Source organism: Herbaspirillum sp. B65 (assembly GCF_000333555.1).
GTDB lineage: Bacteria > Pseudomonadota > Gammaproteobacteria > Burkholderiales > Burkholderiaceae_D > Herbaspirillum > Herbaspirillum rubrisubalbicans.
Genome location: NZ_BADI01000795.1, coordinates 1 through 20,914, shown reverse-complemented (window position 1 = coordinate 20,914; position 20,914 = coordinate 1). Strand labels below are relative to the sequence as shown.

General features: G+C 60.3%; 14 protein-coding genes, 1 tRNA gene and 1 pseudogene. All 16 read left to right on the top strand.

Going from position 1 to position 20,914, the window contains the following annotated elements; all coding sequences use genetic code 11:
* Positions 1 to 234: pseudogene (tuf, locus tag I5W_RS30165) on the top strand (elongation factor Tu); the annotation flags it as partial.
* A gap of 73 nt (positions 235 to 307) precedes the next feature.
* Positions 308 to 383: transfer RNA gene (locus tag I5W_RS19065), tRNA-Trp, on the top strand.
* A 31-nt stretch (positions 384 to 414) separates the two neighbouring features.
* The gene (secE, locus tag I5W_RS19060; protein ID WP_044530406.1) at positions 415 to 795 is read left to right on the top strand and encodes a preprotein translocase subunit SecE; all 381 of its coding nucleotides are present in this window, start codon (positions 415 to 417) and stop codon (positions 793 to 795) included.
* A gap of 1 nt (position 796) precedes the next feature.
* Positions 797 to 1,387: a transcription termination/antitermination protein NusG gene (nusG, locus tag I5W_RS19055; protein ID WP_017455605.1), complete on the top strand. Its 591-nt coding sequence runs from the start codon at positions 797 to 799 to the stop codon at positions 1,385 to 1,387.
* Positions 1,388 to 1,547: 160 nt separating this feature from the next.
* Positions 1,548 to 1,979 (top strand): 50S ribosomal protein L11, encoded by a 432-nt coding sequence (gene rplK, locus I5W_RS19050; RefSeq protein ID WP_013232178.1) that lies wholly within the window; start codon positions 1,548 to 1,550, stop codon positions 1,977 to 1,979.
* A complete protein-coding gene (gene rplA, locus I5W_RS19045; RefSeq protein WP_006465497.1) occupies positions 1,979 to 2,674 on the top strand; it encodes a 50S ribosomal protein L1 in 696 nt (231 codons plus the stop codon). Before rplK ends, rplA begins: the two co-directional genes overlap by 1 nt.
* Before the next feature lie 334 nt (positions 2,675 to 3,008).
* Positions 3,009 to 3,506: a 50S ribosomal protein L10 gene (gene rplJ, locus I5W_RS19035; RefSeq protein ID WP_006465496.1), complete on the top strand. Its 498-nt coding sequence runs from the start codon at positions 3,009 to 3,011 to the stop codon at positions 3,504 to 3,506.
* Between the two features lie 96 nt (positions 3,507 to 3,602).
* Complete coding sequence (gene rplL / locus I5W_RS19030; RefSeq protein WP_017455602.1) at positions 3,603 to 3,983, top strand: 50S ribosomal protein L7/L12; 381 nt, start codon at positions 3,603 to 3,605, stop codon at positions 3,981 to 3,983.
* Positions 3,984 to 4,262: 279 nt separating this feature from the next.
* Complete coding sequence (gene rpoB / locus I5W_RS19025) at positions 4,263 to 8,369, top strand: DNA-directed RNA polymerase subunit beta (RefSeq protein WP_044530405.1); 4,107 nt, start codon at positions 4,263 to 4,265, stop codon at positions 8,367 to 8,369.
* 285 nt (positions 8,370 to 8,654) lie between these two features.
* A complete protein-coding gene (gene rpoC / locus I5W_RS19020; RefSeq protein ID WP_017455600.1) occupies positions 8,655 to 12,896 on the top strand; it encodes a DNA-directed RNA polymerase subunit beta' in 4,242 nt (1,413 codons plus the stop codon).
* Between the two features lie 390 nt (positions 12,897 to 13,286).
* Positions 13,287 to 15,506: a TonB-dependent hemoglobin/transferrin/lactoferrin family receptor gene (locus I5W_RS19015; RefSeq protein WP_044530404.1), complete on the top strand. Its 2,220-nt coding sequence runs from the start codon at positions 13,287 to 13,289 to the stop codon at positions 15,504 to 15,506.
* Between the two features lie 28 nt (positions 15,507 to 15,534).
* Positions 15,535 to 16,668, top strand: coding sequence for a hemin-degrading factor (locus I5W_RS19010; protein WP_044530403.1), 1,134 nt, complete (start codon positions 15,535 to 15,537; stop codon positions 16,666 to 16,668).
* A gap of 326 nt (positions 16,669 to 16,994) precedes the next feature.
* Positions 16,995 to 17,378, top strand: coding sequence for a 30S ribosomal protein S12 (gene rpsL, locus I5W_RS19005; RefSeq protein ID WP_006465490.1), 384 nt, complete (start codon positions 16,995 to 16,997; stop codon positions 17,376 to 17,378).
* A 155-nt stretch (positions 17,379 to 17,533) separates the two neighbouring features.
* Positions 17,534 to 18,004 (top strand): 30S ribosomal protein S7, encoded by a 471-nt coding sequence (rpsG, locus tag I5W_RS19000; protein WP_017454494.1) that lies wholly within the window; start codon positions 17,534 to 17,536, stop codon positions 18,002 to 18,004.
* A 127-nt stretch (positions 18,005 to 18,131) separates the two neighbouring features.
* A complete protein-coding gene (gene fusA, locus I5W_RS18995; RefSeq protein ID WP_044530402.1) occupies positions 18,132 to 20,237 on the top strand; it encodes an elongation factor G in 2,106 nt (701 codons plus the stop codon).
* Between the two features lie 109 nt (positions 20,238 to 20,346).
* On the top strand, positions 20,347 to 20,914 hold a 568-nt coding region (locus I5W_RS29105), incomplete at its 3' end, for a GTP-binding protein (RefSeq protein WP_252717112.1).

The window sequence follows — 20,914 nt, the reverse complement described above, 5'->3', positions numbered from 1 at the left end:
AGGGGCCGTCCACTCCGTTCTTCACAACTACCGTCCGCAGTTCTACTTCTGTACCCCGACGTGACCGGTGCGATCGAACTGCCGAAGGACAAGGAAATGGTCATGCCGGGCGACAACGTGTCGATCACCGTGCAACTGATCAACCCGATCGCTATGGAAGAAGGTCTGCGCTTCGCTATCCGTGAAGGCGGTCGTACCGTCGGCGCCGGCGTGGTTGCCAAGATCTTCGACTAAGATCAAGCTGTAAAACACTTTGCCGCGGTGCGTAACGTATCGCGGCATTCGTGTCTCAATCGCGAGTTTTTGTAGGGGCGTAGCTCAATTGGCAGAGCGTCGGTCTCCAAAACCGAAGGTTGGGGGTTCGATGCCCTCCGCCCCTGCCACCGAATCTGGTGCAGGGTACTGAAAGTAAATATGTCTAGCCAGCCAGTTCAAACCGTCAACACCTCCAACGACAAGATCAAGATCGCATTGGCGATCGTGGCTGTGGTTGCAGGCGTGGTCGGTTTTTTTGTGTTGTCTGATCAGCAGACTCCGGTGCGCGCTGCCGCCCTGATCGCTGGTCTTCTGGTGGCTGTGGCGTTTGCCTGGACCTCTGCACAAGGCCGCGGCTTCGTTAATTTCGCCAAGCAAGCCAAGGACGAAACTAAGAAAGTCGTCTGGCCCACCCGCAAGGAAGCCATGCAGATCACCGGGGTGGTCTTCGCCTTCGTGCTGATCATGGCCATCTTCCTGTGGGGTACGGACAAGTTGCTCGAGTTCCTGTTGTACGACGTAATTTTGGGCTGGAAATAACATGAGCGATAGCACGCAAGAAAGCGCACCGGTTGGTGCGCAAAGCGTTTCAAGCGCAGGAAACAAGCGCTGGTACGTGGTGCATGCGTATTCCGGCATGGAAAAGAGCGTGCAGCGCGCGCTGACTGAGCGCATCAATCGCGCCGGTATGCAAGACCAGTTCGGCCAGATCCTGGTGCCGACTGAAGAAGTCGTTGATATGAAGAATGGTCACAAGTCCGTGACCGAGCGTCGTTTCTTCCCGGGCTACGTCCTGGTCGAGATGGAAATGACGGACGAAACCTGGCACCTGGTGAAGAACACCGCCAAAGTGACCGGTTTCATCGGCGGCAAGTCCAATCGTCCGACCCCGCTGCCGCAGCGTGAGGTCGATTCGTTGCTGCGCCAGATGCAAGAAGGCGTCGAGAAGCCCCGTCCCAAGGTGCTCTACGAAGTGGGCGAAATGGTCCGCATCAAGGAAGGCCCGTTCACCGACTTCAACGGCAACGTCGAGGAAGTGAACTACGAGAAATCGCGCGTGCGCGTCTCGGTCACCATCTTCGGTCGCGCCACCCCGGTCGAACTCGAATTCGGCCAACTGGAAAAAGTCTGATCCCGCATTTCGGAATCCCGCCTTTCCCTGCCAGATTTTCAGCGCCCGCTGGAGCGCACCGGACAACTCATCGTCTGCCAATCCAGCATTCCGAGGAGCCAGAGTAAGACGCCGCAAGGCCGATGAAACGGCGCTACAACTCAATCAATAAGGAGCCGTCATGGCAAAGAAGATTATTGGTTTTATCAAGCTGCAAGTGCCAGCTGGTAAAGCGAACCCGTCTCCCCCGATCGGTCCTGCGCTGGGTCAGCGCGGTCTGAACATCATGGAATTCTGCAAGGCCTTCAACGCCCAAACTCAAGGTGTTGAGCCGGGTCTGCCGATTCCGGTCGTGATCACCGCCTTCGCGGACAAGTCCTTCACCTTCGTGATGAAGACCCCGCCGGCGACCATCCTGATCAAGAAGGCTGCTGGTATCCAGAAGGGTTCCTCCAAGCCGCATACCGACAAGGTCGGCAAGATCACCCGCAAGCAAGCGGAAGAAATCGCAACCCAGAAGAAGCCGGACCTGACCGCTGCTGATCTGGAAGCTGCCGTGCGCACCATCGCTGGTTCCGCACGTTCGATGGGCATCACGGTGGAGGGTCTGTAATGGCTAAGGTATCCAAGCGCGTCAAGGCAATGAAGGAAAAGGTCGACCGTACCAAGGCCTATCCGTTCGACAACGCCGTTTCCCTGATCAAGGAATTCGCAACCGCCAAGTTCAACGAATCGATCGACGTGTCCGTCCAGCTGGGCGTGGACGCCAAGAAGTCGGACCAAGTGGTCCGTGGTTCGGTGGTGCTGCCTGCCGGTACCGGCAAGACCGTTCGCGTGGCCGTGTTCGCCTCCGGCGACAAGGCTGAGGCTGCCAAGGCCGCCGGCGCTGACGTGGTCGGCATGGAAGACCTGGCAGAGCGCGTGAAGGCCGGCGACATGCCGTTCGACATCGTCATCGCTTCGCCCGACACCATGCGTATCGTCGGTACCCTGGGTCAGATCCTCGGTCCCCGTGGCCTGATGCCGAACCCGAAGGTTGGCACCGTGACCCCGGACGTGGCTACCGCCGTCAAGAACGCCAAGGCTGGTCAAGTGCAATACCGTACCGACAAGTCCGGCATCATCCACGCCACCATCGGCCGCAAGTCGTTCTCCGACGCCGATCTGAAGGCCAACCTGCTGGCCCTGATCGATGCCCTGAACAAGGCCAAGCCGGCCAGCAGCAAGGGTGTGTACCTGCGCAAGATCGCTCTGTCGTCCACCATGGGCGCTGGCGTTCGCGTGGACCAGGCTTCCCTGGCTGCCTAAGCAAGCAATACAGTCCCCGTTTCCGTAAGGAAGCGGGGCATCTCTTTGGGCTGTCGCAGTTCAACGCAATCAGCGATGGATTGCGGCAGGCCTTCAAAGACCGTTGGGCGGAAGCCGGCAGCAACAAGCCGGACGAAGTTAAAAATGCTGGACGCAAGTGCAGTGACCCAACGCAGATGGTGAACCCGAGCAAGTTTCGTAGTCTCAGGCAGCATATTCAGTTTTGCCCTATGCTGCAGTGAACTCCTAAACGTCGGACGCCGTGTTCGAACCGGTGCAAGGCAAGCAGGCATTGGCCTGCGTAGTGGCCGAGTACTATTTTTGGAGGTTGATCTTGAGTCTCAATCTGAATGACAAGAAGGCCGTCGTCGCCGAAGTTTCCGCAAAGGTAGCAACTGCGCAAACGATCGTCGTGGCCGAATACCGTGGCATCCAGGTTGGTTCCTTGACGCAACTGCGCGCACAAGCGCGTGCCCAAGGCGTGTACCTGCGCGTGTTGAAAAACACGCTGGCTCGTCGCGCCGTTGAAGGCACGAAGTTTGCCGACCTCGCCCCGCAACTGACCGGTCCGCTGATCTACTCGATCTCGGAAGATGCCGTGGCCGCTGCCAAAGTCCTGTCGGACTTTGCCAAGACCAACGACAAGCTGGTTGTGAAGGCAGGTAACTACGAAGGCAAGCAGCTGGACAAGGCTGCTGTGGCTTCGCTGGCAAACATCCCGTCTCGCGAAGTTCTGCTGGCCCAGGTCCTGGGCATGATGCAGGCTCCGGTGTCGGGCTTTGCGCGCGCTCTGGCTGCCCTGGCAGCCAAGAAGGAAGCCGAAGCCGCATGAGGCAGGGCCGCTTGAAGCGGCCCCGCTCTGCAGTTTCGACGCTTTCGCGTCACTACCAATCTGATGTTATTACCGAAATAAATTTAGGAGTTTCAAATGGCAATTAGCAAAGAAGACATCCTGGAAGCCGTTGGCGCGCTGTCCGTGATGGAACTGAATGACCTGGTCAAGGCATTCGAAGAGAAGTTTGGTGTTTCCGCTGCCGCAATGGCCGCTCCGGCCGCCGGTGGCGCTGCTGGTGGTGGTGCTGCCGCTGCTGAAGAACAGACCGAGTTCACCGTTGTGCTGGCTGAAGTCGGCGCCAACAAGGTCGGCGTCATCAAGGCCGTGCGTGAAATCACCGGTCTGGGCCTGAAGGAAGCCAAGGATCTGGTCGACGGTGCACCGAAGCCGGTCAAGGAAGGTGTTGCCAAGGCTGACGCTGAAGCCGCCAAGAAGAAGCTGGAAGAAGCTGGCGCCAAGGCCGAACTGAAGTAATTCTCTTGCCTACCAAGGCGAGTCATTACTCCGGAGTCAAAGTGCAGAATCCCTTGAAAAAGGGATTCGGCTTTGGCTCCTTTGTCGTTTCTTATTTTTGCGGGTGATGTTGATGCGCTGCAGTATTCGTTGTCGGGAATATTAAGCGCGATCACAGCAAAAAACTAGGGTAGACATTTGAAGATTTGAGTGCCGATGGCCCGGACTGCTTTGCCGGCAAGTCGTGCGGTCTGATCGAATCTTGAATTCTCTATCCTTCCTGTCACTCACGGAGTGTCCATGCACTACTCATTTACTGAGAAGAAGCGCATTCGCAAATCCTTCGCGAAACGCGCAAACGTCCACAACGTTCCGTTCCTGCTCGCGACTCAGATCGAGTCGTATCAGAATTTCCTGCAACCCGAACGTGCTGCATCGGAACGCAAGAACGAAGGCCTGCAATCGGCTTTCACCTCGATTTTCCCCATCGTGTCGCACAATGGTTTTGCGCGCCTCGAATTCCTGTCGTATGTGCTGGGCGCTCCGCCGTTTGACGTCAAAGAGTGTCAACAACGTGGCCTGACCTTCGCGTCCCCGCTGCGCGCCAAGGTGCGCCTGGTGATCCTGGACAAGGAGTCGCCGACCAAGCCGGTCGTCAAGGAAATGAAGGAACAGGAAGTCTACATGGGCGAACTGCCCCTGATGACCACCACCGGTTCCTTCGTCATCAACGGCACCGAGCGCGTGATCGTGTCGCAGCTGCACCGCTCCCCGGGCGTGTTCTTCGAACACGACCGCGGCAAGACGCATTCGTCCGGCAAGCTGCTGTTCTCGGCCCGCATCATTCCTTACCGTGGCTCCTGGCTGGACTTCGAATTCGACCCGAAGGACATCCTGTTCTTCCGCGTCGACCGCCGCCGCAAGATGCCGGTGACGATCCTGTTGAAGGCCATCGGGATGACCTCCGAGCAGATCCTGGCGAACTTCTTCGTCTTCGACAATTTCAACCTGCACGCCGAAGGCGCGGACATGGAGTTCGTCTCCGAGCGCCTGCGCGGTGAAGTCGCACGTTTCGACATCACCGACAAGTCGGGCAAGGTGATGGTCGCCAAGGACAAGCGCATCAACGCCAAGCACGTGCGTGACATCGAAGCCGCCGGCATCAAGCACATCTCCGTGCCTGAGGACTACCTGCTGGGCCGCGTGCTGGCCAAGAACATCGTCGATCCGGACACCGGTGAAGTGGTGGCCAGCGCCAACGACGAGCTGACCGAAGAACTGCTGGCCAAGCTGCGCGAAGCCAACATCTCGGCCATCCAGACCCTGTACACCAACGACCTGGACCAGGGCGGCTACATCTCGCAGACCCTGCGCACCGACGACACCGCCGACCAGACCGCCGCGCGCGTGGCGATCTATCGCATGATGCGTCCTGGCGAACCGCCCACCGAAGAGTCGGTGGAAGCGCTGTTCAATGGCCTGTTCTACAGCGAAGACCGCTACGACCTGTCGGCCGTGGGCCGCATGAAGTTCAACCGTCGCGTCGGTCGCGATGAGCTGACCGGCACCATGACCCTGTCCAATGACGACATCCTGGCCGTCATCAAGATCCTGGTCGAACTGCGTAACGGCCGTGGCGAAGTCGATGACATCGACCACCTGGGCAACCGTCGCGTGCGTTGCGTGGGCGAACTGGCCGAGAACCAGTTCCGTGCCGGCCTGGTGCGCGTGGAACGTGCTGTGAAGGAACGCCTGGGCCAAGCCGAGGCGGACAACCTGATGCCGCACGACCTGATCAACTCCAAGCCGATCTCGGCTGCCATCCGTGAGTTCTTCGGTTCGTCGCAGTTGTCGCAGTTCATGGACCAGACCAACCCGCTGTCGGAAATCACGCACAAGCGCCGCGTTTCCGCCCTGGGCCCTGGCGGTCTGACCCGCGAACGCGCCGGCTTCGAAGTGCGCGACGTGCACCCGACCCACTACGGCCGCGTCTGCCCGATCGAAACGCCTGAAGGCCCGAACATCGGCCTGATCAACTCGCTGGCGCTGTACGCCCGCCTGAACGAATACGGTTTCCTGGAAACCCCGTACCGCAAGGTCGAGGGCAGCAAGGTCACCAACCAGATCGACTACCTGTCGGCCATCGAAGAAGGTCGTTACGTGATCGCCCAGGCGAACGCGACCATCGACGGTGAAGGCAAGCTGTCCGACGAACTGGTGTCGGCCCGTGAAGCTGGCGAAACCATCCTGGTCTCGCCGGAACGCGTGCAGTACATGGACGTGGCCCCGGGCCAGGTGGTGTCGGTGGCAGCCTCGCTGATTCCGTTCCTGGAACACGATGACGCGAACCGTGCACTGATGGGCGCCAACATGCAGCGCCAGGCCGTGCCTTGCCTGCGTCCGGAAAAGCCGCTGGTCGGCACCGGCATCGAGCGTACCGTGGCAGTGGACTCCGGTACCACCGTGCAAGCCCTGCGTGGCGGCGTGGTGGACTACGTCGATGCAGGCCGTGTGGTGATCCGCGTCAACGACGACGAAGCGCAAGCTGGCGAAGTCGGTGTGGACATCTACAACCTGATCAAGTACACCCGTTCCAACCAGAACACCAACATCAACCAGCGCCCGATCGTCAAGATCGGTGACCGCGTGGCCAAGCATGACGTGATCGCCGACGGCGCCTCGACCGACATGGGCGAGCTGGCACTGGGCCAGAACATGCTGGTGGCGTTCATGCCCTGGAACGGCTACAACTTCGAAGACTCGATCCTGATCTCCGAAAAGGTGGTGGCTGATGACCGCTACACCTCGATCCACATCGAGGAACTGTCGGTGGTGGCGCGTGACACCAAGCTGGGTGCAGAAGAAATCACCCGCGACATCTCCAACTTGGCCGAGAACCAACTGGCCCGTCTGGATGAGTCGGGTATCGTCTACATCGGCGCGGAAGTCGAAGCCGGCGACACCCTGGTCGGTAAGGTCACCCCCAAGGGCGAGACCCAGCTGACCCCGGAAGAAAAGCTGCTGCGCGCGATCTTCGGCGAGAAGGCTTCCGACGTGAAGGATACTTCCCTGCGCGTGCCCTCGGGCATGGTCGGCACCGTCATCGACGTGCAGGTGTTCACCCGCGAAGGCATCCAGCGTGACAAGCGCGCCCAGCAGATCATCGATGATGAACTCAAGCGCTATCGCCTGGACCTGAACGACCAGCTGCGTATCGTGGAAGGCGATGCCTTCCAGCGTCTGGAGCGTCTGTTGATCGGCAAGGTCGCCAACGGCGGCCCCAAGAAGCTGGTCAAGGGCACCAAGCTGGACAAGGCATACCTGGATGACCTGGACAAGTTCCACTGGTTCGATATCCGCCCGGCCGACGACGACATCGCCAACGCGCTGGAAGCCATCAAGGAATCCATCGCCGAGAAGCGTCACCAGTTCGACCTGGCCTTCGAAGAGAAGCGCAAGAAGCTGACCCAGGGCGACGAACTGCCGCCGGGTGTGCAGAAGATGGTCAAGGTCTACCTGGCCGTGAAGCGTCGCCTGCAGCCTGGTGACAAGATGGCCGGCCGTCACGGTAACAAGGGTGTGGTCTCGCGTATCTTGCCGATCGAAGACATGCCGCACATGGCCGACGGTACTCCTGCCGACATCGTGCTGAACCCGCTGGGTGTGCCGTCCCGTATGAACGTCGGCCAGGTGCTGGAAGTTCACCTGGGCTGGGCTGCCAAGGGTCTGGGCCTGCGTCTGGGCGAGATGGTGCAGGCGCAAGCCAAGGTGACGGAACTGCGCAAGTTCCTCACTACCATCTACAACGAATCGGGCAAGCAGGAAGAGCTGGACTCGTTCACCGATGAAGAAATCATCGAACTGGTCACCAACCTGAAGAAGGGCGTGCCCTTCGCCACCCCGGTGTTCGACGGCGCGCATGAAGAAGAAACCCGTCGCATGTTGGACCTGGCCTACCCGGATCCGATTGCCAAGCAACTGGGCATGACCCCGTCCAAGAACCAGGTCACCATGTATGACGGCCGTACCGGCGAAGCCTTCGAGCGCACCGTGACGGTCGGCTACATGCACTACCTGAAGCTGCACCACCTGGTCGACGACAAGATGCACGCCCGTTCCACCGGCCCGTACTCGCTGGTGACCCAGCAGCCGCTGGGCGGCAAGGCGCAGTTCGGCGGCCAGCGTTTCGGCGAAATGGAAGTGTGGGCACTGGAAGCTTACGGTGCCTCCTACGTCCTGCAGGAAATGCTGACGGTCAAGTCCGACGACGTGAACGGCCGTACCAAGGTCTACGAGAACCTGGTCAAGGGCGACCACGTGATCGATGCCGGTATGCCGGAATCCTTCAACGTGTTGGTCAAGGAAATCCGCTCGCTGGGTATCGACATCGACCTGGAACGCGAATGATGTAAAGGGGGGCGCGGCGCAGGCTGCGCACCCCGCCGGTTTTTCCGGCGAACCAAGAATTCAAGAATTCAGTATTGACGCATCGCTCCACGGGCGATGTGAACGAATCAAGAGATTCAAGAGATTCAAGCGAAGTACGGCAGTAAGCTGGGGAGGTCTGTCCCGGTATCGAGCGGCACCACGAAGCAGAGGCTTCGCTGGCTCTCCCGCCGATGCGAACAGGGTTAAGCAGGGTGAACCGGCCACACGTAAATTTAGTTTTTTCACGCCAACCTGGAGTGATACATGAAAGCACTGCTCGATCTATTCAAGCAAGTCCAGCAAAACGAACAATTCGACGCGATCAAGATCGGTCTGGCTTCGCCTGACAAGATCCGCTCGTGGTCCTTCGGCGAAGTCAAGAAGCCGGAAACCATCAACTACCGTACCTTCAAGCCCGAGCGCGACGGCCTGTTCTGCGCCAAGATCTTCGGCCCCATCAAGGACTACGAGTGCCTGTGCGGCAAGTACAAGCGCCTGAAGCACCGTGGCGTGATCTGCGAGAAGTGCGGCGTGGAAGTGACCCTGGCCAAGGTGCGCCGTGAGCGCATGGGCCACATCGAGCTGGCTTCCCCGACTGCCCACATCTGGTTCCTGAAGTCGCTGCCATCCCGTCTGGGCATGGTGCTGGACATGACCCTGCGCGACATCGAGCGCGTGCTGTACTTCGAAGCCTACGTCGTGACCGATCCCGGCATGACCCCGCTGAAGAAGTGCCAGATCATGTCCGAAGACGACTACGCCGCCAAGTACGAAGAGTACGGCGACGACTTCATCGCCTTCATGGGCGCCGAAGGTATCCGCGAACTGCTGCGCTCGATCGACATCGACCGCGAAGCGGAAACCCTGCGCCAGGAACTGAAGGACTCCAAGTCCGAAGCCAAGATCAAGAAGTACGCCAAGCGCCTGAAGGTGCTGGAGGCGTTCCAGCGTTCGGGCATCAAGCCCGAGTGGATGATCATGGAAGTGCTGCCCGTGCTGCCGCCGGAACTGCGTCCGCTGGTGCCGCTGGATGGCGGCCGCTTCGCGACATCCGACCTGAACGACCTGTACCGCCGCGTGATCAACCGCAACAACCGTCTGAAGCGTCTGATGGAACTGCGCGCGCCTGAAATCATCACGCGCAACGAAAAGCGCATGTTGCAGGAAGCGGTGGACTCGCTGCTGGACAACGGTCGTCGCGGCAAGGCCATGACCGGCGCCAACAAGCGTCCGCTGAAGTCGCTGGCCGAAATGATCAAGGGCAAGGGCGGTCGTTTCCGTCAGAACCTGCTGGGCAAGCGCGTGGACTACTCGGGCCGTTCGGTCATCGTGGTGGGCCCGCAGCTCAAGCTGCACCAGTGCGGCCTGCCCAAGCTGATGGCCCTGGAACTGTTCAAGCCCTTCATCTTCAACAAGCTGGAACTGATGGGTCTGTCGACCACCATCAAGGCCGCCAAGAAGCTGGTGGAAGCGCAAGAGCCGGTGGTCTGGGACATCCTGGAAGAAGTCATCCGCGAACACCCGGTCATGCTCAACCGCGCACCGACCCTGCACCGTCTGGGCATCCAGGCGTTCGAGCCGGTCCTGATCGAAGGCAAGGCGATCCAGCTGCACCCGCTGGTGTGCGCCGCGTTCAACGCCGACTTCGACGGCGACCAGATGGCCGTGCACGTGCCGCTGTCGATCGAAGCGCAGATGGAAGCCCGCACCCTGATGCTGGCCTCCAACAACATCCTGTTCCCGTCCAACGGCGAACCGTCGATCGTGCCGTCCCAGGATATCGTGCTGGGTCTGTACTATGCCACCCGTGAAGCCATCAACGGCAAGAACGAAGGCATGATGTTCCAGGACGTGTCGGAAGTCATCCGCGCTTACGACAACAAGGAAGTCGAGCTGGCTACCCGTATCACGGTGCGTATCGTGGAACATCCGAAGGACCCGGTCACCGGCGAATTCGTACGTACCGTCAAGCGCTACGAGACCACCATCGGCCGCGCCATCCTCTCCGAGATCCTGCCCAAGGGCCTGCCGTTCTCGGTGCTGAACCGCGCGCTGAAGAAGAAGGAAATCTCCAAGCTCATCAACACGTCCTTCCGCAAGTGCGGTCTGCGTGCCACCGTGGTGTTTGCCGACCAGCTGATGCAGTCGGGCTTCCGCCTGGCGACCCGCGCCGGTATCTCCATCTGCGTGGACGACATGCTGGTGCCGCCGCAAAAGGCCACCCTGATCGCCGCTGCCGAGTCCGAAGTCAAGCAGATCGAACAGCAGTACTCCTCGGGTCTGGTGACCGCAGGCGAGCGCTACAACAAGGTCGTGGACATCTGGGGCAAGGCCGGTGACGAAGTCGGCAAGGCCATGATGGACCAGCTGAAGGTGGAAGACGTCATCACCCGCGAAGGCAAGAAGACCACTCAGGAATCGTTCAACGCGATTTACATGATGGCCGACTCCGGCGCCCGTGGTTCGGCAGCCCAGATCCGCCAGCTGGCCGGTATGCGCGGCCTGATGGCCAAGCCTGACGGCTCCATCATCGAAACGCCGATTACCGCGAACTTCCGCGAAGGCCTGAACGTGTTGCAGTACTTCATCTCGACGCACGGCGCCCGTAAGGGTCTGGCCGACACCGCGCTGAAGACTGCAAACTCCGGTTACCTGACCCGCCGTCTGGTGGACGTGACCCAGGATCTGGTCGTGATCGAAGACGATTGCGGCACCTCCAACGGTTCGGCCATGAAGGCGCTGGTCGAAGGCGGTGAAGTCATCGAAGCCCTGCGCGACCGTATCCTCGGCCGTGTGGCTGCCACCGACATCGTCAACCCGGAAGATCAATCCACCCTGTTCGAAGCCGGCACCCTGCTGGACGAAGACAAGGTCGAAGAGATCGAACGCATGGGTATCGACGAAGTGAAGGTTCGTACTCCGCTGACCTGCGACACCCGCTATGGTCTGTGCGCCAAGTGCTATGGCCGCGACCTGGGCCGTGGCCTGCTGGTGAACTCCGGCGAAGCCGTCGGTGTGGTGGCTGCGCAGTCCATCGGTGAGCCGGGTACCCAGCTGACCATGCGTACCTTCCACATCGGTGGTGCGGCATCGCGTGCAGCGGTGGCCTCCTCGGTGGAAGCCAAGTCCAACGGTACCGTGCGCTTCACCGCCACGATGCGTTACGTGACCAATGGCAAGGGCGAACAGATCGTCATTTCCCGTTCCGGCGAAGTGCTGATCACCGACGACCTGGGCCGTGAGCGCGAGCGTCACAAAGTGCCATACGGCGCGACCCTGATCGTCAAGGATGGCCTGACCATCAAGGCCGGTACCGCCCTGGCGACCTGGGATCCGCTGACCCGTCCGATCATCACCGAGTACTCCGGTACCGTGAAGTTCGAAAACGTGGAAGAAGGCTCTACCGTGGCCAAGCAGATCGACGAAGTCACCGGTCTGTCGACCCTGGTGGTCATCGATGCCAAGCGTCGTGGTCCGTCCTCCAAGGTCATGCGTCCGCAGGTGAAACTGCTGAACGAACAAGGCGAAGAAGTGAAGATCGCCGGCACCGAACACTCGGTGACCATCGGCTTCCAGGTCGGCGCGCTGATCACCGTCAAGGACGGCCAGCAGGTACATGTGGGTGAAGTGCTGGCCCGTATCCCGACCGAATCGCAGAAGACCCGTGACATTACCGGTGGTCTGCCGCGCGTGGCCGAACTGTTCGAAGCCCGTTCGCCGAAGGATGCCGGTATGCTGGCCGAAGTCACTGGTACCGTTGCCTTCGGCAAGGAAACCAAGGGCAAGCAGCGTCTGGAAATCACCGACATGGAAGGCACCAAGCACGAGTTCTTGATCACCAAGGACAAGCAAGTGCTGGTGCACGACGGCCAGGTGGTGAACAAGGGCGAAATGATCGTGGACGGCCCGGCTGACCCGCAGGACATCCTGCGTCTGTTGGGTATCGAAGCGCTGGCCCGCTACATCGTGGACGAAGTGCAGGACGTGTATCGTCTGCAGGGCGTGAAGATCAACGACAAGCACATCGAAGTGATCGTGCGCCAGATGCTGCGCCGCGTGCAAGTGGTGGAGCCGGGCGACACCAACTACATCACCGGTGAGCAGGTCGAGCGCTCCGAACTGTTGGACGAGAACGACCGCGTGACCGCCGAAGGCAAGATCCCGGCGACCTACGAAAACGTGCTGCTGGGTATTACCAAGGCATCGCTGTCGACCGACTCCTTCATCTCGGCCGCATCGTTCCAGGAAACCACCCGCGTGCTGACCGAAGCGGCGATCATGGGCAAGAAGGATGGCCTGCGCGGCCTGAAGGAAAACGTCATCGTCGGCCGCCTGATCCCGGCTGGTACTGGCTTGGCCTTCCACCGCGCCCGCAAGGAAAAGGATGCCTGGGAAGCCGAAGAGCGCGCAGCACTGCTCGAAGCCGAACGTGCCTCCCGTTCCGAGTTCGCCGACGAGGAAGTCTCCTCGACCGAATCCATCGGTGGCGGCGAAAGCGAAGCGTAAGCACTTCATCTGCTGCATCCGGGGCGGCCAGCAGCAGCGGCTGCCCCAGCAAGAACATAGCTGCAAGAAGAGCGGCGCCGGAAGCAATTCCGGCGCCGCTTTTTCGTTCATAGGCGGTGTTGACCGGCTCGTCGCACCCTTCATATCCCTACAACGCCTGGGCATACCGGTAGCGGCATTGCCAAGGATGCGTGAATCTTCTATCATTTACAAATAATAATGATTCTCATCTGAGGTCTGCTCGATGGAATCAAGCTTCATATGCATGACGACCCGCGTTCGCAGGTCGTTTTTTATCCAAGAGGTAGCCAGCCACCGCTCGTAACCGATCCAACCAAGGGGTGGTTACCAGTGTCTCCAAGCAAATCGAGGTGTGCAGCGGCCGTGTTGATGGCGCTGCAGCAGTGGCTCTGTGCGGGTGCTTTCGCACAGTCGGCCGATGTCAATTCCAGTTCCGCCAAGCTCAGTGTCAGGAAGCTGCAGGACGTGGTCGTCACGGCCAATCGCGCCGGCAGTACCGACCTCGATCACGCGGCGGCGACCGTCTCCGTGATCACTTCGCAGGAGATGGAAGAACACAATACCAAGGACATTAAGGATGCCCTGCGCTATGAGCCGGGTGTGGAAGTGCGGCGTTCGGTCTATCGCATGTCCGGCATCACCGGGGCCAGCGCCACCACCGGGCGCGGCGGCAACGAGGGCATCACCATGCGCGGCCTCGATGGCAACCGGGTGCTGATGCTGGAAGACGGCATCGTCATGCCGCGTGCCTTCAGCCAGGGTGTGGCCAGCGTGGGGCGGGGCGCCACCACCGACACCGAGTTGTATCGTCGCATCGAGGTCTTGCGCGGCCCGGCCTCTTCGCTCTATGGCAGCGATGGCTTGACCGGGGCGATCAACTTCATCACCAAGGATCCCGCGGACCTGTTGGGCGTGTACGGCAAGAGCACGTATTTTTCCTTCAAGCCCTCCTACGACTCGGTCGACAAGAGCTTTGGCGCCACTGCCAGCGCCGCCTGGGGTGGCGAGCAATGGCAGGGCATGTTGATCCTCAACACCCGACACGGCAACCAGGCCGATAACAAGGGGGCCAATGACGTGCTCGGCACCGCGCGCACCAGCCCCGATCCGATGAGCTACACCAATCGTTCGGCGCTGGGCAAGCTGGTCTTCAAGCCCAATGGCGTGGACAGTTTCAAGCTGACCCTGCAAGCCACCGAAGAGCGCGACAGCGGCGACAGCCTGTCGGCGCTGACCAATGGCGTCACGGCCTACAGCACCAGTAGCAAGTCCACCGGGCAACGCGCCACATTGGCCTACGAACATGTCGATCCCGACCAGCCGTGGATGCAGAAATTCAAGGCTAATCTCTACTATCGCAACGCCGACACCGACCAATACACTTTCGAAGCCGGCGCCAGTTCTCGCACTATTGTGCGGCCACGTTTTCGTGACGTCTCCTACAGCGACCAGATGATCGGTGGCGGCTTGCTGGGGGAGAGCAACTTCGGCCCGGATGGCTGGCGTCACAAGCTGGTCTATGGACTGGACCTGAGCCTGTCCACCCTGGAAACCAGTGCCAACGGTACCGGCTGGACCAGTTGCACCGGCACCCAGTATTGCCAGTATTTCCCCAAGACCGAGTACACCCAGTTCGGGGCCTATGTCCAGGATGAAATGCGTACCGGGGCGCTGACCACCATCGCCGGCCTGCGCCTGGACAGTTACGAGCTCAAGCCCAAGGCCAGCGCCAAGTATGATGCCCAGGCCAGTGCCAACGGTCAGCCGGCCGTGAGCAGCCGCGATAGCGCCTTCTCGCCGCGCCTGGCTTTCCTGTATGAGGTCACGCCGGCCTTCATCCCCTACATCCAGTACGCCCGCGGCTTCCGTTCGCCCTCACCGCAGGAGGTCAATTCCTTCTTCAACAATACCGTCTATCGCCAGGTCTCCAATCCCGATCTCAAGCCCGAGACCAGCAATACCGTGGAAGTAGGGTTGCGCGGCAAGCTGTCGGCGGGTGCCGGCTCACTGCGCTACAGCGCAGCCGCCTACAAGGGGAACTACCGCAACTTCATCGACCTGGTGACCGTGGGCGGCAATCTGACCGTGGCCAACCCCACCATCTTCCAGTATCGCAACGCTGCCAAGGCCGAGATCCATGGCTTGGAAGGGCGCATCGACTATGCGATGGACAATGGCGTGAGCCTCAAGGGCGGGGTGGCCTGGACCAAGGGGACCAGCACCGCCAATGGCGTGGAGCAGGGGCTGGAGTCGGTGGCACCGCTGTCGCTGGTGACCGGCGTGCGCTACGAGCCGACACCGACGTGGTTCGTACAGAGCGACCTGGTCTACAACGCGGCGAAGAAGAAGGCAGACATTCCGACCTCGACCAACTTTGTCTCTCCCGCCTTCTTCGTGGTGGACCTTTCGGGCGGTTATCACCTGAGCCGCAACATGACCCTCTATGCCGGCATCCGCAACCTGTTCGACCGCAAATACTGGAGCTGGACCGACATCCGCGGCCTGTCGCTGGCCGATAGCGCCGTCAACAAGGATGCCTATACCGAACCGGGGCGCAGCTTCAACCTCAGCCTGAAGATCGCCTACTGACCCCATCGTCTATCTACCAAGGAATAGCATGAACAAGCACCTCAACGCCCTGTTGCTGGCCAGCGTCCTGGCGGCCGGCTGCGCCACCCAGCCATCGTTGTCCGAACGTTGGGAGCAGTTGCAGCAGGCGCAGCCAAAACTTCATACGCGTGACGCTGCACGTGAACTTGGCGTCTCGGAAGCGCAATTGCTGGCCACCCAGATCGGCCACGGCACCCAGCGCTTGCGGGCCAGCGAGCAGGATATCCAGGCGCTGCTGGAGCGTCTGCCTGAACTGGGCCGCATCAAGGCCATCACCCGCAACGAGGATGCGGTGCTGGAGCGCGCCGGTGAAGTCACGCCGGTGCGGCGCGACGAGCAGGGCAGGGTGGTGCCCGGCACCGGCTTTGCCGGTGGTCCCATCGATCTGCGCTTTGGCAACGCAGGCTGGGGCAGTGCCTTCGCCGTGGTGCAAGCGGGGCGCGCCGGCAAGACCAGTCGCAGCCTGCAATTGTTCGACCGCCAGGGCAATGCCGTGCACAAGGTCTACCTGGACAATGAGCAGCATGTGGCGCAATTCGACCAGCTGGTGGCCGACTTCAGGATGGCCGATCAACACGCCGTGTTGACGGTGGAGCCGGCTGCGCCACCTGCGCCACCTGCGCTGCCGGCAGCCGGTGCCACGCCGAGCGCTGAGGCGATCCGCCAATTGCGCCAGTCCTGGCAGGAGCTGACCGATGTACACCAGTTCCCGCGTCTGCTGCGCGAACTGAAGTTGACGCGCGAGCAGGCGCTGCAACTGATCGGCCCCGAGTCGGCCTGGCGTATTCGACCGCAGGCGGCACAAGCCTTGCTGGAAGAGGCCAAAGCGCGCCAGCAACCCATCATGGTGTTCGTCAGCAATGGTGGCATGACCCAGATCTACAGCGGCTTGATCGGCAAGACGGCCACCGTGGGCGAGTGGTACAACGTGCTCGATCCTGACTTCAACCTGCACCTGCGCGCCAGCGCCGTGGACCATGGCTGGGTGGTGCGCCGTCCGACCGACCATGGCATGGTCACCTCGGTGGAGTTCTACGACGCCCAGGGCCGCCAGATCGTCAACTTCTTCTCCCGCCGTGAGCGCGGCCAGCCGGAGACCGGGCAATGGCGCCAGATGGTCGAGGCCTTGCCGCGTGTCTGAGCCCTGCAAAGCTTGCATCAGGGAAAACATTGCCATTTCGCCACCCAAAAGCGTGGCGAAATGGCCATAAACCGCGTCAAATCGGCTCCAGAGCGGGGTTCGGGTTGACCCGCTGGACATTCAGGCGTACACTCGCGAGTTCTCGAATTTAGGCTCTCCCGGGCTTATGCGTTCTTTGGTCTGAAACATCGCTTCTGCGACGCTATTCTCCCTTCCGGTCTTAAATCCGATTTGCGCATTGTCTTGCGCACAAGAGTTTCCTGTGTGGTTCCGGGCAACCGATTCCGGAACCTGTTTTCAATGTTGTACTTTGTTGGATTAAAACGATGCCAACCATCAATCAACTGATTAGCAAACCACGTGTCCGCGCGATCGTGAAGAGCAAGTCGCCGGCGCTGGAAAACAGCCCGCAAAAGCGCGGTGTCTGCACCCGCGTGTACACCACCACTCCGAAGAAGCCGAACTCGGCGCTGCGTAAGGTGGCCAAGGTGCGCCTGACCAACGGTTTCGAAGTCATTTCGTACATCGGCGGTGAAGGCCACAACCTGCAAGAACACAGCGTCGTGCTGATCCGCGGCGGCCGTGTGAAGGACTTGCCGGGTGTGCGTTACCACATGGTTCGCGGTGCACTGGATACCCAGGGCGTCAAGGATCGTAAGCAAGCTCGCTCGAAGTACGGTGCCAAGCGCGCCAAGGCAGCGAAGAAGTAATAATTGGTGTTTATCATGACGCATCGCGTCGTGTGAACAGACTCAGAGTCGGTCCAGGTCGGGCCGAGTAAGTGGAAGCCATGATGGCTCTCCGCGAGTGCAGGCGAAGTTGAAGCAGGGTTCGCCCACTCAACTGAAGATTGAAAGGAATCGAAATGCCACGTCGTCGTGAAGTCCCCAAGCGGGAAATTCTGCCGGATCCGAAGTTCGGCAACGTTGAAGTCGCCAAGTTTGTGAACGTGCTGATGCTGTCGGGCAAGAAGTCCGTCGCTGAAAACATCATCTACGGTGCCTTCGACCACATCCAGTCCAAGTCGGGCAAGGACCCGCTGGAAGTGTTCTCCGCAGCCCTGAACAACTGCAAGCCGATGGTGGAAGTCAAGTCCCGCCGCGTCGGTGGCGCCAACTACCAGGTGCCCGTTGAAGTGCGTCCGGTGCGCCGTATGGCCCTGTCGATGCGCTGGCTGCGTGAAGCTGCCAACAAGCGCAGCGAAAAGTCCATGCCCCAGCGTCTGGCTGGTGAGCTGATGGAAGCCGCCGAAGGCCGTGGCGGCGCAATGAAGCGTCGTGATGAAGTGCACCGTATGGCAGAAGCGAACAAGGCGTTCTCGCACTTCCGCTTCTAATCAAGACTGGACCTGGGCTTTTGCGATGATGGGAAGCCTGGGTTCGCATCTTAAAATTGGTTCGAGCCGAGCGTTTATTTGAAAAAAATGACGCTCGGTTTCGTGCATTAAAGACTTAGGATTAATTATGGCCCGTAAGACCCCCATCGAGCGCTACCGTAATATCGGTATTTCGGCGCACATCGACGCAGGTAAAACAACCACTACCGAGCGTATCCTGTACTACACCGGCGTGAACCACAAAATCGGTGAAGTGCACGACGGCGCGGCCACCATGGACTGGATGGAGCAAGAGCAAGAGCGTGGCATCACCATCACCTCGGCTGCGACCACCTGCTTCTGGAAGGGGATGGCCAACAACTTCCCCGAGCACCACATCAACATCATCGATACCCCGGGCCACGTCGACTTCACCATCGAAGTGGAGCGTTCGATGCGCGTTCTGGACGGCGCCTGCATGGTTTACTGTGCAGTGGGTGGCGTGCAGCCGCAGTCGGAAACCGTGTGGCGTCAGGCCAACAAGTACGGCGTGCCCCGTCTGGCCTTCGTCAACAAGATGGACCGTACCGGCGCCAACTTCTTTCAGGTCTACGAGCAGATGCGTAGCCGCCTGAAGGCCAACCCGATCCCCATCCAAGTGCCTATCGGCGCCGAAGACAACTTCGAAGGCGTGATCGACCTGGGTCAGATGCGCGCGATCTACTGGGACGACGCTTTCCAGGGCATGAAGTTCCGATTACGCGACATCCCCGAAAACCTGAAGGCAACTGCCCAGGAATGGCGCGAAAAGATGGTCGAAACCCCCGCCGAGTCGTCGGAAGACCTGATGAACAAGTACCTGGAAGAAGGTGACCTGTCGGAAGAAGACGTCAAGAAGGCCCTGCGCGCGCGCACCCTGGCTGGCGAAATCGTCCCGATGATGTGCGGCACCGCCTTCAAGAACAAGGGCGTGCAAGCCATGCTGGACGCGGTCATCGAGTACCTGCCGGCACCGACCGACATTCCCCCGGTCAAGGGCATCGCCGAAGACGAAACCGAAACCGTGCGCAAGGCTGCTGACGACGAGAAGTTCTCGGCGCTGGCCTTCAAGATCATGACCGACCCGTTCGTCGGCCAGTTGATCTTCTTCCGCGTGTACTCCGGCGTCGTCAATTCGGGCGACACCGTCTACAACCCGGTCAAGAACAAGAAGGAACGCCTGGGCCGTATTCTGCAGATGCACGCCAACCAGCGTGAAGAAATCAAGGAAGTGCGCGCTGGCGACATCGCCGCTGCCGTTGGTCTGAAGGAAGCCACCACCGGTGACACCCTGTGCGATCCGTCGGCTATCGTGACCCTGGAACGCATGGTCTTCCCTGAGCCCGTGATCTCGCAGGCCGTCGAGCCCAAGACCAAGGCTGACCAGGAAAAGATGGGCCTGGCCCTGAACCGCCTGGCACAGGAAGATCCGTCCTTCCGCGTCAAGACCGATGAAGAATCCGGCCAGACCATCATCTCCGGTATGGGCGAGCTGCACCTGGACATCATCGTCGACCGTATGCGTCGCGAGTTCGGCGTGGAAGCCACTGTCGGCAAGCCGCAAGTGGCCTACCGCGAAACCATCCGCAAGACCTGCGACGAAATCGAAGGCAAGTTCGTCAAGCAGTCCGGCGGCCGTGGTCAGTACGGTCACGTGGTCCTGAAGATCGAACCGCAAGAACCGGGCGCTGGCTTCGAGTTCGTCGATGCAATCAAGGGTGGTGTGGTTCCGCGTGAATTCATCCCGGCGGTGGAAAAGGGTATCCGTGAAACCCTGAACACCGGCGTGCTGGCTGGTTACCCGGTGGTCGACGTCAAGGTCACCCTGTTCTTCGGTTCGTACCACGACGTGGACTCGAACGAAAACGCCTTCCGCATGGCCGGCTCGATGGCCTTCAAGGACGGCTGCCGCAAGGCTTCGCCGGTGATCCTGGAGCCGATGATGGCCGTGGAAGTGGAAACCCCGGAAGACTACGCCGGTACCGTGATGGGCGACCTGTCGTCCCGTCGTGGCATGGTGCAGGGCATGGACGAAATCGCTGGTGGTGGCGGCAAGATCATCAAGGCCGAAGTTCCGCTGTCGGAAATGTTCGGTTACTCGACCTCGCTGCGTTCGGCCACCCAAGGCCGCGCAACCTACACGATGGAATTCAAGCACTACTCCGAAGCGCCCAAGAACGTGATCGACGCAATCGTCACCTCCAAGGCCAAGTAAGTTGCAGGAATGGCGATCCGCTCCGTGTGGGGTGGATCGCCGGCTGGATCACCAGCCAATCATTGAATATTGAACATCGAACATATCGTTCTTTTGAAGGAAATTTAAAATGGCAAAAGGCAAGTTTGAACGGACCAAGCCGCACGTGAACGTCGGTACCATCGGCCACGTCGACCACGGCAAGACCACCCTGACCGCTGCAATCGCAACCGTCCTGTCGAAGAAGTTCGGCGGCGAAGCGAAGGCCTACGACCAGATCGACGCAGCGCCTGAAGAAAAGGCACGCGGCATCACCATCAACACCGCCCACGTCGAATACGAAACCGCGAACCGTCACTACGCGCACGTTGACTGCCCAGGCCACGCCGACTATGTGAAGAACATGATCACCGGCGCAGCCCAGATGGACGGCGCGATCCTGGTGTGCTCGGCCGCTGACGGCCCGATGCCCCAGACCCGTGAACACATCCTGCTGTCGCGCCAAGTTGGCGTTCCTTACATCATCGTCTTCCTGAACAAGGCTGGCTACGGAACAGTTGCAGGGTGCCTTGCTCGCGGCCTTCATAGGGGATGCCGACATCGGCGCGCAAATCGCGCAGGCAGTCGCGGCTGTATTCGGCCAGGCGCACCATGCGTTCCTTGTGATGGCATAGCTGTCGGCATGCAGTGCGCAGCAT

What these genes read in the sequence shown, in the direction of transcription:
- secE (WP_044530406.1), top strand. Translation starts at nt 415, where the DNA reads ATGTCTAGCCAGCCAGTTCAAACCGTCAACACCTCCAACGACAAGATC.
- nusG (WP_017455605.1), top strand. Translation starts at nt 797, where the DNA reads ATGAGCGATAGCACGCAAGAAAGCGCACCGGTTGGTGCGCAAAGCGTT.
- rplK (WP_013232178.1), top strand. Translation starts at nt 1,548, where the DNA reads ATGGCAAAGAAGATTATTGGTTTTATCAAGCTGCAAGTGCCAGCTGGT.
- rplA (WP_006465497.1), top strand. Translation starts at nt 1,979, where the DNA reads ATGGCTAAGGTATCCAAGCGCGTCAAGGCAATGAAGGAAAAGGTCGAC.
- rplL (WP_017455602.1), top strand. Translation starts at nt 3,603, where the DNA reads ATGGCAATTAGCAAAGAAGACATCCTGGAAGCCGTTGGCGCGCTGTCC.
- rpoB (WP_044530405.1), top strand. Translation starts at nt 4,263, where the DNA reads ATGCACTACTCATTTACTGAGAAGAAGCGCATTCGCAAATCCTTCGCG.
- rpoC (WP_017455600.1), top strand. Translation starts at nt 8,655, where the DNA reads ATGAAAGCACTGCTCGATCTATTCAAGCAAGTCCAGCAAAACGAACAA.
- I5W_RS19015 (WP_044530404.1), top strand. Translation starts at nt 13,287, where the DNA reads ATGGCGCTGCAGCAGTGGCTCTGTGCGGGTGCTTTCGCACAGTCGGCC.
- I5W_RS19010 (WP_044530403.1), top strand. Translation starts at nt 15,535, where the DNA reads ATGAACAAGCACCTCAACGCCCTGTTGCTGGCCAGCGTCCTGGCGGCC.
- rpsL (WP_006465490.1), top strand. Translation starts at nt 16,995, where the DNA reads ATGCCAACCATCAATCAACTGATTAGCAAACCACGTGTCCGCGCGATC.
- rpsG (WP_017454494.1), top strand. Translation starts at nt 17,534, where the DNA reads ATGCCACGTCGTCGTGAAGTCCCCAAGCGGGAAATTCTGCCGGATCCG.
- fusA (WP_044530402.1), top strand. Translation starts at nt 18,132, where the DNA reads ATGGCCCGTAAGACCCCCATCGAGCGCTACCGTAATATCGGTATTTCG.